Source organism: Parajatrophihabitans canadensis (assembly GCF_053764775.1).
In genome coordinates this window covers 3,349,859-3,362,776 of sequence record NZ_CM132445.1, presented here as the reverse complement: position 1 = coordinate 3,362,776, position 12,918 = coordinate 3,349,859, and the positions used below count along the sequence as shown (strand labels likewise).

The window sequence follows — 12,918 nt, the reverse complement described above, 5'->3', positions numbered from 1 at the left end:
GAGCGTCTCCCGACTGGGGGCCAGTAACTATAGATTTGCCTCGCTGCCTACGCTGGACCGGTGACCGCGACCATTCATCCAGCATCCGACGCCGAACACGGAAAGGTCGCGACCGCGACCGGCCCGTCCGACGACTTGAACCTGGACGTTTGGCGTACGTTGGCCGCCGCCCAGCAACCGAACTGGCCCGATACGGACGTGCTCCGCGAGGTTGCTGCAACGTTGTCCGAACTACCCCCGTTGGTCGTTGCTTCTGAGGTTGACGCACTGACCTCCCGCCTGGCGCAAGTGGCTCGAGGCGAGGCGTTTCTACTCCAGGGTGGCGATTGCGCCGAGACGTTTGCGACCTCGTCCCAGGCCGATATCGCCGGCAAGGTTCGCATCTTGCTCCAGATGTCTGTGGTGCTGACTTACGGCGCGTCCATGCCAGTGGTGAAGCTCGGCCGGATGGCCGGCCAGTACGCCAAACCACGCTCGACCGACCTGGATGCGTTCGGGTTGCCGTCCTACCGCGGTGACATGGTGAACGAGCTGCACGGCGATCTGGCAGCTCGTACTCCGGATCCGCGGCGCATCTTGCGGGCCTACTCGACCGCTGCGTCGACTCTCAATCTTTTGCGTGCCTATGCCGGTGGCGGCCTGGCCGCGCTCGAAAAGGTCCATGCTTGGAACACGGCATTTGCCCGTAATACCGAGACCGGCTCGCGATATGAGCAGCTTGCTGCGGAGATCGATCGCGCGGTTCGCTTCATGCGGGCGTGCGGCGTGCATGACGCCGCCCTCGAGGGTGTCGAGCTGTATGCCAGTCACGAGGCGTTGATTCTCGAATACGAACGCGCTCTGACCCGTATCGAAGGCGGCCGTGCCTTCGATTTATCGGGTCACTTCGTGTGGGTCGGGGAGCGTACCCGGCAGATGGACGGCGCTCACCTCGACTTCGTATCACGCATCGCGAACCCCATTGGGGTGAAACTCGGGCCCACCACAAGCCCGGCCTTCGCGGCCGAGCTCGTCGAGCGTCTCGATCCGGACGGGATCCCCGGCCGGTTGACCCTTATCAGCCGGATGAGCAATTCGAAGGTCCGCGACGCCTTGCCTCCGATCATCGAGAAGGTTCAATCGACCGGGCATCTTGTTGTCTGGCAGTGCGATCCGATGCACGGCAATACCGAAGAGACCGCGGGCGGCATCAAGACCCGGCACCTGGACCGCATCATCGATGAGGTTGATGGTTTCTTCGACGTGCACTCGGCTCTCGGCACTCACCCCGGCGGACTGCACGTCGAGCTCACCGGCGACGACGTGACGGAGTGCATCGGCGGCACTGCGGACTTGACTGCCGCCGATCTCGGTCGTCGGTATGAGACAGCCTGTGATCCTCGGTTGAACATCGAGCAGTCCCTCGAACTCGCGTTTCGGGTGGCGGAGCGTTTGGTTGCCGATCGACGTCAGCGGGAGCTGCTCGAGGGGAACGCCTAGGTGTCCAGCCCTGTCACTGACGTACGCACGGTCGACCTGCGTAGCGACACTGTCACCCGGCCGTCCCAGGCGATGCGTCAGGCAATGGCTGATGCGGAGGTCGGCGACGACGTGTACGGCGACGACCCGACGGCCAACGAGCTCGAGGCTGAGGTCGCTCGCATGGTGGGATACGAGGCTGGTTTGTTCGTCCCGTCGGGGTCGCTGTCGAACCAGTTAGGTTTGCGACTGTTGGTGAAACCCGGACAGGAGCTGGTGTGTGATCACACCGCTCACGTCGTGCGTGCCGAGCTTGGCGCGGCTGCCGTCTTTTCCGGGATCACTACCAGGACGTGGCCGGCAAAACGCGGCTTGCTCGATCCGGCGATCGTGGCTGGCGTCATCACGCCTAACGCGGGCCCATATCTCGTGTCGACGGCAGCGATTGCAGTGGAGAACACGCACAACTTCGGCGGCGGCACGGTACAGCCGTTGGATGCGATCCGTGCGGTCCAGGACATCGGGCGCGAGAATGGCCTGGGATTGCATCTGGACGGCGCTCGGTTGTGGAATGCTCACGTTGCCTCGGGCCACAGCCTGCCCGAGCTCGCATCCGGCTTCGACACCGTTTCGGTTTGTCTGTCCAAGGGTTTGGGAGCCCCGATCGGCTCGGTGCTCGTGGCGGATTCGGCGCGAATTGCCGAGGCGCGGGTGTGGCGCAAGCGCTACGGCGCCGGAATGCGCCAGGTGGGCATTCTCGCTGCAGCCGGTCTCTTCGCCTTGCAGCACAACGTGAAACGGCTTGCCGACGATCATGCTCGGGCGGCCTGGCTTGCCGAACAGCTCGGTGCCGAGCCCGGCACGACGGAGACCAATATCGTGGTGCTCGACGTGGCAGACGCGGGTTCAGTCGCTGCTCGCGCTCGCGAGGCCGGTGTTTTGGTCTCAGCGCTCGGTCCGACCTTTGTGCGGCTCGTGACGCACCTCGATATCGATGATTCAGCAGTCGAGCGGGCAGCTGAGGTGCTCGTGCCCATGGTGCGCAGCTGAATCAACCACGCCCTAACGGCTCGCTGACGCTACGGCTGGCTGACACTGTGACGGCCCGTCAGCCAGCGCGATGGGCAGCTGACGTCCGACCGAGCAACGCTGGCAGTGTCGTGACGACCTGAGCCAATTCGTCCAGTGACTCACCGGTGAGCGCCTGCGCGCCGTCGACCAGCGCTGCTTCTGGATGTGGATGAACGTCCACCATGACACCGTCGGCCCCCGCGGCGATGCCCGCCCGCGCCAACGGCACGACCAGGTCCCGCCGTCCTGCCGCGTGCGATGGATCGACGATGATTGGCAAGTGCGAGAGAGCCTGCACCATCGGTACGGCTGAGACATCGAACATGTTGCGAATCGATGGTTCGAACCCGCGCACGCCTCGTTCGCAGAGGACGATGTCGAGGTTGCCGCGTTGGGCGATGTACTCAGCGGCCATCAACCATTCTTCGTAAGTGGCCGACAGCCCACGCTTGAGCATCACTGGCTTGCCGGCGCTTCCGACCGCCTGCAGCAGTCCGAAGTTCTGCATATTCCTCGCACCGATCTGCAACATGTCGGCGTATTCGGCGACATCGTCGACGTCGGTGACGTCCAGCACCTCGGTCACGACCGGCAGGCCGGTGGCCTCGCGAACCTCGGCAAGTATTTTCAAACCGGCGATGGCCAGACCCTGAAACGCATAGGGCGAGCTTCGGGGTTTGTAAGCACCACCACGCAGTATCGTGGCTCCCGCGCGCTTTGCCAGCATCGCGGATTCGTAGGTCTGTTCCGGCGTCTCGACGGCGCACGGGCCCGCTATCAGGGTGAAAGTGTCAGGTCCAATAGGCACCCCGGCGACTCGGACGGTGGTGCGCTTGGTGTGGTTGGCCGCCGAGACCAATTTGTACGGTGCCGTGATTCGCTTGGTGTCAGCCACACCAGGCAGTCCGTCCGCTTCGAGAGTCTCGAGCACTGCCTCCGTTCCCACCACACCGATAATGGTGCGGCTCACTCCGCGGCTGACAAACGCCTGACCGCCGTGCGCCTCGACGTGGGCGACCACGTTGGCGATTTCGGTGTCTCCGGCGCCCGGCGCCATCACGATGACCATGTGCGCAAGCCTAAAGGACGGCGAGGATGGTCATTTGACGCGCAGTATTACCGTGCTGCCTCGACGTACCTGCGTTCCAGGGCCGGGCTCGACCCGATCGACTTTGTAACTGCTGAAGTCCAGGAAAGCCTTCGATTTCTTGCTGACAACAACGACCAGCCCGAGACCTTCCAGCGCGGACTTTGCCTGATCGGGATCATCCCCACTGGCAATGTTCGGGATTGTCACGATGGCTTTGCCCTTGGAGATCACGACGCTGATTGTTGTGAACTTGACTGCGGAGGCTTTGGCGGCGGGGGAGGTGCTGATCACATCACCCTGGTCGACATCGTCGGAGAAGTCTTCGGTGAAAGTCGGCTTGAATCCTGCCTTGCTGAGTGCCTGCTGCGCATCGGCCCTGGTTCGTCCCGTGACATCTGGGACTGCGATGACCGGTGGACCGCTGGACACGTAGACGGTGATGACTTGACCGCGCTTGACTTGCGCGCCAGTCGGGGGATCAGTCCGCAGTACAAGGCCTTGAGCGACCTGACCGGTGGGGTCGGCGAGGCTGCTTGGTATCAGTTGGGCGTCGGGGATCACCAATTCAAGTGCATGCTTGGCGTCGGTGAGCGGTTTGTTCAGCACCGACGGCACCTTGTACCGTTCTGCTCCGCGCGAAACGATCAGCGTTATCTGCTTGCCCTTGATCAGATGCGCGCTGGCTTCCGGGTCGGTGCCGATTATCTGGCCTGACTTCACATCCTCGCTGTATTGCTGGTTCACTGCCGAGTTGATTGTGAAGCCATCGGCGCGCAGTTTTTGGATGGCAACCGATTGGGTCATTCCGGAGACATCCGGAACCTGGCGGTACCGCCCCACGGTCAACCACCATGTTCCGTAACCGGTCAAGAGACCGAGTAGGACGATGATGATCACGACGATTGCGGTGCGTCGACGAGCGCGCCGGCGCCGGCTGCTCGGTCTGCCAGCTTTGGGTGCTTTATCTCCCTTAGCAGGCTTTCCAGCTTTGCTGGCCGCTGCCGCTGCCGCTGCCGCTTGAACGGGGCGATCGCTGACGGCTGTCCGCTGCGTCGGGTCGAGTCCACGGGCAGCGTGCGTCGGAGTGGTCGGTTCCTCAGGCCTGAAGCCACTCGGGATGCCAGTACGGGGAGCTGTGCTGTTCCGCCGATCAGAGACCGGGGCGAAGACCTGCGTCGCGTCAAGGTCGTGGTTCGGCCTAGGTCTAGGGGGTACGGCCACGACCGGCAATCCGAGGTCGATCCGAACGTCGTGCAACTCCGCCAGCAGCGCCCCGGCGTCAAGCGGGCGGCCCGATGGCTCCCGGCGAGTTGCCCGTAGCACGACTTCATCCAACTGCGGCGGAATGCCCGGACGGCGTCGAGACGGCGGCGGCACGTCCGAGTTGACGTGTTGGTATGCGACCGCCATGGCGCTGTCGCCGACGAAAGGTGCCGACCCGGTCAAGAGCTCGAACAGCACGATACCGGCTGAATACACATCAGAGCGGGCATCTGCGGCGCCGCGCGCGATCTGCTCCGGCGGGCAGTAGGCGACGGTGCCCATCATGAGGCCGGTGCGCGTGCTGCTCGCGTCGGATTCCACGGCCCTGGCCAACCCGAAGTCAGCGACTTTCACGGCGCCGTCATCGGAGAGCAGGATATTTTCTGGCTTCACATCCCGATGCACGAGCCCGGCGCGGTGTGCGGCTGCGAGTGCCCCTAGAACCGGCTCCATGATCGACAGAGCCTGGGCCGGGTTGAGAACACCCCGTTCGCGCAGCAAGTCGCGAAGAGTTCGACCGCGGACGAGTTCCATGACGAGAAATACGTGCGAGCCGTCCGTGCCCTGGTCGTAGACCGAAACCGCATTTGGGTGCGACAACCTCGCCGCGACCCTAGCCTCTCGAGAGAACCGATCCGCGAACGCCGGATCCGTGGACAGCGCCGAAGACATGACCTTGACGGCGACGTCGCGATCTAACCGCTCGTCCAAGGCCGCATAGACCGTCGACATCCCGCCGCGCGCGAGGCGCTGCACGATTCGGTACCGGCCTTCGAGGACACGGCCGACGATCGGGTCATCCATGGCGGCCTGCACCCGGCAATTCTAGTTTGTGTCCGCCGATCGCAGGGGCACCGCACCGCACAATCGCACTGCGCACCGACCGCAGCCCGTCAGTAAAGTTGTCCGCATGTCGCAACCGGGCCCGGTGAGGCCCCGAATCGAGCTCATCGCGGACGACGATCATCCCGGCGGCAGCATGCTCGTCATGGACGCGGTGCGGCAGTCTTATGTCGACCTCAGCGACCCGACCTACCTGGATTTCGAGTACGTGCAGTTCTTCGCCAGCGTGCTCGGCGCGTGGAAACAGGGACCCGTTGCAACTACGCACATCGGCGGTGGAGCTCTGACGATGCCTCGCTACCTCGCCGCGACCCGGCCTGGCTCGCCACAGATCGTGCTCGAGCCCGACGCCGAATTGACCGAGCTGGTTCGCCGCGAATTGCCCTTGCCGCGCGGGCATCGGATCAGGATCCGGCCCGTCAGCGGCCGTGAGGGTGTGGCCGAACTCGCCGATTCGAGTGCCGATCTGGTCATCCTGGACGCCTACGCCGACGGCAAGGTACCCGCCGAGCTCACGACGCAGGATTTCTTCACCGACGTCTCGCGGGTGCTGCGGGCCGACGGGCTGTTGTTGGCAAACTTGGTGGACGAACCAGGGCTGCGCTATCTGCGGCGCGCGGTGGCGGGCCTGCAGGAAGTATTCGGCGCGGTGACTCTGGTCAGTTCGAATGACGTCCTGAAGGGCCGTCGATTTGGCAATCTGGTCCTCGCGGCCTCGTCCGTCCCGCTTGATGTCGACGCGCTGCGTCGTGAAGTGACGCGACAGCCTTTTCCGGCGGGTGTCCGTGACGATGCGTACTTGCGAACGAATTTCGGTAATGCCAAACCGTGGACCGATCAGGATTCTGCCGAGTCGCCCGAGCCAAATCGTGAAGGCTGGCGCATCCGGTAACGATGCGGCATGGCACCCTGATTGCATGCCTGACATCAGCCAACCTGCCCCCGCCGGCACCGACGCGCGCGCCGCGGACCCGGCGGAACCGATTTCGCTGCCGGCCGTTGCCGAACTGCTCGGCGTGCCGATCACTGCGGTGCATCAGTTGATCAAGGACGGCAAGCTCGTCGTGATATCGGACGCTCAGGGTCGCCGATCGGTGCCACGCGGGCTGGTCGCCGGCGGGGTAGTCGTGAAGCATCTCCCTGCCGTCATCACCTTGCTCCGGGACGCGCGTTTCAGCGATGCCGAGATTGTGGATTGGCTGTTCCGCGCCGATGACAGCCTGCCTGGCACACCCGCCCAAGCCCTGGCCGACAACCGAGCTACCGAGGTCAAGCGGCGCGCGCAGGCTGCTGGCTACTAGCGCCTCTTGCATTCCGTGCGGCACCTGACTTACCTCGCGATTCTTGCTTGCTGCGTTGTCGGCACGGCGCCGTTGGAGGTATTACTCCGTACCCGGGTATATCGCCGCTGGCGACGCCTTGCCTTGGCGCTGGTCCCGGGATTCGTGCTCGGCGTCAGCTGGGACTTGTACGCCGTGCGCTCGGGCCAGTGGACTTTTGATCATCGTTACCTGCTCGGGCTCTCGATCGCAGGCCTTCCGATCGAGGAGGTTTTCTTCTTCATCGCCATACCGGTGTGCGCCGTCCTGACGCTCGAGGCCGTACGGCGCAGGCGCCCGGCCTGGCTCATCGGCGACGAACCGGCAGCTGATCAGCCTTGAGTTACACAGCCCTGGTCGTGCTCGGCGTCTGTACTGCCCTAATGGTTGATCTCGTCATACTGCGAACGAACTTGTTGCGACGCAAGGCATATTGGGTGGCCTACGGCATCCTGTTTGCGTTTCAGCTTTTGGTGAATGGTCTTCTGACCGGTATACCGATCGTTTCGTACCGGCGCTCGACAATCTTGGGTCCACGGTTCTGCTACGCCCCAATCGAGGATCTCGGCTTCGGCTTTGCACTCATACTGCTGACCCTGTCGTGCTGGGTCTATCTGGGACGGCGGGCAGCCAGAGCTCCGAGATAGCCCCGCGAACCTACGGCGATCCGTCTTCGTCGCGGCACCTGTACGCGACGGCGCAGCACGTCGTAGTCAGCTTGCTCGATCTCAGTGAGTATGTCGCTGTACAGGACGAGAGCGGTACGAACGCAGTGGCGAGAATCAGGTGCCAGAAGAGCGATCCCCGCTAGCGCGCGTTCGTAGAATCCGCGAGCTCGGTCGATCTCGTCGGCAATCAGCGCCCGCAATTCCGGGCTGGCGGTCGGCGCCGAGAACATCACCTCCGTCACGCCGCGTTCGGTAATGCTCCGTTGAGGTAGGTAGATTCGGCCGCGGCTATAGTCCTCCCTCACGTCGCGAATGAAATTGGTCAACTGAAAGGCCACCCCGAGGTTGCTGGCGGCCGACTCGGCATGGCTCCGGTCACCCGTCACACCCAGGATCGGCAGCAGTTGCAACCCGATCACCGAGGCGCTACCCCACATGTAGGTTTTGAGTTCGGAGAAGCTCGCGTACCGCGTGACGGTCAAGTCCTGGGCCATCGAATCCAGAAAGTCCTCGATGTACCGGTGATCAATGTCAAAGCGCTGGACGGTGTCTGCCATCGCGCGCACCACCGGATGTCGTGCCGGGCGACCGGAGAGTGCGTCGGAAACCTCGTCCCGCAATTGACCTAGTCGTGCCGTGCGCTCAGCCAGCGCGGTAATCGACCCGGTGGCGACGTAGCTCGGACTCCCATCCAACAGCGTGGAGTCCGGACTCTGGTCGACGATGTCGTCTGCGAAACGGGCGAACCCGTACAAGGCATGGATTGGTGGTCGCTTGGACGCCGGGAGTAGCGCAGTAGCCAGGTAAAACGTTTTTCCGTGGCGAGCGTTCAGGCGCCGGCAGTACTGATAGGCGGCATGCAGTTCGGCCGTGTCCGAGGAGGTCACCGCGGCACGCTCACGCCCGGGGTCGCCCGTGACCTGTGCACCACGGGTCCGAGTAACGCCCGTGCGGCGAGGCCCGCGGCGACCACAGCAGGAACGTAGGGGGCGACTTCCAGACCCGAACCCATCGGGCTGATGAGGAAGGTCAACGCCACTGAGGCGGCGGCAACCCAGGAGACCGCCCGTGGGCTGACGATGAACAGGGCCGCGGGGGCGAGTGCCCAGGTGAAATACCAGGGCTGTACCGCCGGGCTGAGGATCACCACGGTGAGCAGGGCTAAGGCCAGAAGCTGGAGTGCGGACGTCCGCACCGCCCGGAACCAGAAATACGTGAGAAGTGCGGCTGCTGCGATCGACCCTGCCCGGCGGAAGCTCCTGATCGTGTGATCAACCAATGAGCCGGCGTGTGGTTGACCGGTGACCAACTTGTAGACCACGCCGAGCATGGTGGGGATAGACATGAAATTGATGACCGGAATAGCCGGGCTGATCTGCTTGGTCCAGCCATTGCCGTAGCCGACCAGATAGGTGATCAAGGCGAATACGGGAGCGGCTGCTGCCGCAGCCAGCAGACAGTACCGAAGCCAGTCCCGCGGGCGTAGGTCACTCCGCCCGGCGAGGTAAATAGGGACGATGAACGCGACCCCCACCGCCCCGGGGGCTTTGATCGCGGCGGCAAGCGACATCAGCGCCGCGCCTGCGGCGAGATGACGCCAATCGGCGTTCGGCATCAGCACGACCGCGAGGGCAGCCACCATGAAGGCGACCATCACCGCGTCGTTGTGGCCGCCGCCGACGCCGTGCACGAGAACCAGCGGATTCGCAATCGCCAACCACAGGGCCAGATCGCCCCGGCCGCCGAACCGGCGTGCGAGCCCTGGAAGCAGTCTTGCGGTGACCACGATTGCAGCGAATGGGATGAGGCGCAGAACCAGAACACTGAGCAGGGCGTGGTCGCCGGTTACCGCCGCCACCCAGCGGGAGACGGTCACCCAGAGCGGGCCGTACGGCGAGGGCGTGTCGACCCACTTCCAGGCGACGTTGTCGAGAAATTTGCCGGGCAGGTCCGCGGGCGTGAACGTATACGGATCGCGACCAAGCCTGGCCAACTGCGCCTGCGCGGCGTAGCTGTAAAGGTCCATGCTCGCCAACGGCATGCTTACCAGCAGCGGCAACATCCATCGGATCAGCGTTCGCCGTAAGACCCGGGGGTCGATGACCTCACGCTGCACCGCCGATTCGCCGCGGGTCGTTCCGGTGAGCAGCAGGCGGCCCAGCACCAACCAGGCAACGATCAAGACACTCAGCCCGATGTAATACAGCCCGAGCGCGACGTGTAGCCCGAGCCACCCGTGCCTGAGCAAGCCGATGATCGGAATCTGTCGAGTCGGGTCGTTGGCAGGTAGGGCGCCAGCACCGTAGCTTCCGACAGTGATCAAGATGGTGCCTGCAAGGCCTGCTAATCCGATGCGGCGAAAGTCCCAGCCGTCGATGAGGCGGGCGAACGGATGCAACAAATGGTGAGATCGCGGGCGGTCGTCCGTGAGCAGCGAGTCAGCTGCTGCCTCGGTACGGACCATCTGTCCATCGTCTCAGATGTCGGCTGAAGTGGTCGCCGTCGCGGTCACGCCAAGTTATCTGGGGCTCAGCCGGTCACTCGCTGCGCTGCAAGCTTGCCTGACAGCAGCACCGTCGGTATTCCGACGCCTGGTTGTACTCCGGCTCCGCAGAACAGCAGGTTGTCTACCTTCGGGTGCTGGGTGGGGTGTCGCATCGGCCCGGTCTGGGCCAAGGTGTGGGCCAGGGCGAACGGGCTACCGGCGGCAAGGCCGCCAGCGCGCCAGTCCGAGGGTGTCATCGTCCGGCTAACCTCGAGCCCGCTTGAGAATGCGCCCTCGGTGTCGAAACCTCGACTGGCGAGTACTTGCGCAATTTCCTCCACGTAGCGTGGCCCGACCCGGGACCAGTCGATGCTCGAGGTCGCCATGTTCGGCGACGGTGCCAGTACGAAGTACGTATGGCGGCCGTCTTCTGCCCTGCTCGGGTCGGTGACCGTGGGACTCGTGATCAGCAGTGACGGATCAGACATCAGTCGACCCTTTCCGATGATCTCTTCGAAGGTCTCCGACCACGCAGAACCGAACGAGATCGTGTGATGCGCCGGGTGGGGCAGGGGGGCGCGGGAGCCGACGTGCCAAACGAAGGCTGATGGGGAGTAACGCGGACGACGGTTACGCCACAGGCCTAGTTCGGGCGGCAGAAGATCACGGTATGCGGACTCAAGGTCGCAGTTGATGATCACGACGTCAGCGGCGATACGCTCGCCGCCGGCCGTCGTCACGGCTCTCGCCCGGCCATCACTGAATTCGACCGAGGTGGCGCGGTCGCCGTAGCTGAACTGGACACCATGCTTCTGAGCGGCTCCGGCGAGCGCGGCGGCAACCTGGTACATGCCGCCCTTCGGGAACCAGACACCCGAGATCGAATCCAGGTATGCGATCACGCCATAGATCGCTCTGGCACGCTGGGGCGCTACCCCGGCATAGAGCGACTGGAATGTGAACAGGCGCCGTAGCCGATCGTCGGTGAGGTAGCTGCCGATCGCGCGATCGAGGCTACGCAGGGCACCAAGTCGAAGCAGGGATAGCGCCTGAGGCCGGAACAGGTCAGACGGACTGTCCAGATTGCGATCGAGGTAGGTGTCGAATTCGGCTCGGTACAACGCCGTCAGATAGTCGACCAACCGAAGATAATTGTGCGCCTCGTACGGCCCGCACACCCTGGCGACCTCGTCCGCCATCTGGGTCACGTTTGAGAAGGATTGCAGCACCGAATCGTCGGCGAACTGAGCCCGATATGACGGGGTCAGCTCGATGAGATCCAGCCAGTCTGATCGATTTTCGCCAACGCATGCAAGTGCATCGTCGATCAGCTCTGGCATGGTAAGGACTGTCGGCCCGGTGTCGAATTGATACCCACCACTGCGCCAACGTCCCATCAGGCCGCCGGCTTCGGTGCCCGATTCGACGACCCGAACCGAACGTTGCGCTCCTGCCAGTCGCAGCGCCGCAGCCAACCCGCCGAGCCCGGCGCCGACAATCACGACCCGATCGGTGCGGGCGCTTACTCGCCTCCTGCGCCGCGACATCGAATCAGAAGGTGCGATGCGCGGCGGCGTGCGCAAGGTCAAGCAGCGCAGTGAGGGCAGCCGTACTTATCCGTCCGGCCCCGGATCCCGCCGCGTAGTTGAACTCATCCGCATCGGTGACCTGATCGGGCGTCAAGGAGCTGAGCACGTTTTCGGCCCGCCGGGCTTGGTCGGTTATCCGATCTTCAACAGCACGCCGCGCGCCGGTCGCTATGAGAATCGTCTGCAAGGACGCGACTCCAGCGGCGTCCAGGTCGGGGTTCCCGACTCCGGCGAGCAGTTGCGCGCGCTGCTCGTCGCTTGCCGCTCGCACCGCTAGTGCGACCAAAAGCGTCCGCTTTCCCTCGCGCAGATCGTCACCGGCGGGTTTGCCGGTCTGTGAGGGGTCTCCAAAGACACCTAGCAGGTCGTCCCTGAGCTGAAAAGCTTCTCCCAGCGCCCGGCCGTAGCCGGCGAGTACATCCAATAATTGCTGACTCGCTCCTGCGGCAGCTGCACCGAGTAGCAGAGGCCGTTGAATCGTGTACTTGCTTGTCTTGAATTCGATGACGCGCAACGCCTCGACAGGATCGAACGCGCCTCGGGTCTGCGCGAGGACATCGAGAAACTGGCCCCCCACGACCTCGGTGCGCATCAGGTCGAACTGCCGGATTGCCGGGGCCGAACGGTCCGTGGGAAGTTCGGAGATTGCGGCGGTGAACATCTCCTCCGCCCAAGACAGCAGAAGATCGCCGAGCAGAATGGCCCCCGCTGTGCCGAACGCAGCCGACTGCCCCGGCCATTTCTGACGGCAGTGTTCGCGGGCGAAGCGGATGTGGGCAGCAGGCTGACCTCGACGAGTGTCCGACGAATCGAGCACATCGTCGTGGACGAGTGCGCAGGCATGTAGCAGTTCAAGACTTGCCGCCGCCCTGATCAACGCCGTTTCGCCCGCTGCGTCCGGTTCCTGGCCGGTGCGCCAGCCCCAGTACACAAAAGTAGGACGCAGCCTCTTACCACCGAACATCACCGACGCTCGGCTTGCGTCGGCCAGCAGGCCGAGATCAGGGTGCAGACCAACGAGCAGTTTGGCGTGTTCGTCCAGGAAGCTCTCGAGCTCGGAGTTGAACCTTGAAACGAGCCACGACGCGCCTGGCAGCCCATCTTCAGAGGTACGGTCGGGCACTGCCACGAC

General features: G+C 63.9%; 12 protein-coding genes. 6 read left to right on the top strand and 6 right to left on the bottom strand.

What is annotated here, in order from left to right; genetic code table 11:
• The first annotated feature begins 60 nt into the window (after nucleotides 1-60).
• A complete protein-coding gene (locus ACSMXN_RS16275; RefSeq protein ID WP_022912729.1) occupies nucleotides 61-1,479 on the top strand; it encodes a class II 3-deoxy-7-phosphoheptulonate synthase in 1,419 nt (472 codons plus the stop codon).
• Entirely contained in the window at nucleotides 1,480-2,508 is a 1,029-nt protein-coding gene (locus ACSMXN_RS16270; protein WP_022912730.1) for a GntG family PLP-dependent aldolase, read from the top strand.
• Between the two features lie 58 nt (nucleotides 2,509-2,566).
• Here the strand turns inward: ACSMXN_RS16270 and aroF are convergent, their stop codons facing one another.
• Nucleotides 2,567-3,598 (bottom strand): 3-deoxy-7-phosphoheptulonate synthase, encoded by a 1,032-nt coding sequence (gene aroF, locus ACSMXN_RS16265; RefSeq protein WP_022912731.1) that lies wholly within the window; start codon nucleotides 3,596-3,598, stop codon nucleotides 2,567-2,569.
• A gap of 30 nt (nucleotides 3,599-3,628) precedes the next feature.
• Nucleotides 3,629-5,698, bottom strand: coding sequence for a Stk1 family PASTA domain-containing Ser/Thr kinase (gene pknB, locus ACSMXN_RS16260; protein ID WP_155958315.1), 2,070 nt, complete (start codon nucleotides 5,696-5,698; stop codon nucleotides 3,629-3,631).
• A gap of 94 nt (nucleotides 5,699-5,792) precedes the next feature.
• On the opposite strand from pknB, the gene ACSMXN_RS16255 reads away from it, so the two are divergent.
• From ACSMXN_RS16255 to ACSMXN_RS16240, 4 genes are read left to right on the top strand one after another with little or no spacing between them, the layout of a single operon-like run.
• Nucleotides 5,793-6,617: a fused MFS/spermidine synthase gene (locus tag ACSMXN_RS16255; protein ID WP_022912733.1), complete on the top strand. Its 825-nt coding sequence runs from the start codon at nucleotides 5,793-5,795 to the stop codon at nucleotides 6,615-6,617.
• A 25-nt stretch (nucleotides 6,618-6,642) separates the two neighbouring features.
• Entirely contained in the window at nucleotides 6,643-7,026 is a 384-nt protein-coding gene (locus tag ACSMXN_RS16250) for an Rv2175c family DNA-binding protein (protein WP_051148844.1), read from the top strand.
• Between the two features lie 15 nt (nucleotides 7,027-7,041).
• A complete protein-coding gene (locus tag ACSMXN_RS16245) occupies nucleotides 7,042-7,386 on the top strand; it encodes a lycopene cyclase domain-containing protein (RefSeq protein ID WP_022912735.1) in 345 nt (114 codons plus the stop codon).
• On the top strand, nucleotides 7,383-7,691 hold the full coding sequence (locus ACSMXN_RS16240; RefSeq protein WP_022912736.1) for a lycopene cyclase domain-containing protein: 309 nt from the start codon (nucleotides 7,383-7,385) through the stop codon (nucleotides 7,689-7,691). The genes ACSMXN_RS16245 and ACSMXN_RS16240 overlap by 4 nt, the downstream gene beginning before the upstream one ends.
• On the opposite strand, the gene ACSMXN_RS16235 is transcribed toward ACSMXN_RS16240, so the two are convergent.
• From ACSMXN_RS16235 to ACSMXN_RS16220, 4 genes are all read right to left on the bottom strand, one after another.
• Nucleotides 7,655-8,599 carry a phytoene/squalene synthase family protein gene (locus ACSMXN_RS16235; protein ID WP_022912737.1) on the bottom strand — a complete coding sequence of 315 codons (945 nt, stop codon included), beginning with the start codon at nucleotides 8,597-8,599 and terminating at the stop codon, nucleotides 7,655-7,657. The two genes, ACSMXN_RS16240 and ACSMXN_RS16235, sit on opposite strands and share 37 nt — an antisense overlap.
• Nucleotides 8,596-10,176, bottom strand: coding sequence for a polyprenol phosphomannose-dependent alpha 1,6 mannosyltransferase MptB (gene mptB / locus ACSMXN_RS16230; RefSeq protein WP_022912738.1), 1,581 nt, complete (start codon nucleotides 10,174-10,176; stop codon nucleotides 8,596-8,598). Before mptB ends, ACSMXN_RS16235 begins: the two co-directional genes overlap by 4 nt.
• Before the next feature lie 65 nt (nucleotides 10,177-10,241).
• On the bottom strand, nucleotides 10,242-11,744 hold the full coding sequence (gene crtI, locus ACSMXN_RS16225) for a phytoene desaturase family protein (protein ID WP_022912739.1): 1,503 nt from the start codon (nucleotides 11,742-11,744) through the stop codon (nucleotides 10,242-10,244).
• Nucleotides 11,745-11,748: 4 nt separating this feature from the next.
• Nucleotides 11,749-12,915, bottom strand: a complete 1,167-nt coding sequence (locus ACSMXN_RS16220; RefSeq protein ID WP_155958317.1) for a polyprenyl synthetase family protein — start codon at nucleotides 12,913-12,915, stop codon at nucleotides 11,749-11,751.
• Nucleotides 12,916-12,918: the final 3 nt, after the last annotated feature.

Excerpts from the sequence above, each read along its gene's own strand:
- crtI (WP_022912739.1), bottom strand. The coding sequence starts at position 11,744 with ATGTCGCGGCGCAGGAGGCGAGTAAGCGCCCGCACCGATCGGGTCGTG.
- aroF (WP_022912731.1), bottom strand. The coding sequence starts at position 3,598 with ATGGTCATCGTGATGGCGCCGGGCGCCGGAGACACCGAAATCGCCAAC.
- mptB (WP_022912738.1), bottom strand. The coding sequence starts at position 10,176 with ATGGTCCGTACCGAGGCAGCAGCTGACTCGCTGCTCACGGACGACCGC.
- ACSMXN_RS16255 (WP_022912733.1), top strand. The coding sequence starts at position 5,793 with ATGTCGCAACCGGGCCCGGTGAGGCCCCGAATCGAGCTCATCGCGGAC.
- ACSMXN_RS16250 (WP_051148844.1), top strand. The coding sequence starts at position 6,643 with ATGCCTGACATCAGCCAACCTGCCCCCGCCGGCACCGACGCGCGCGCC.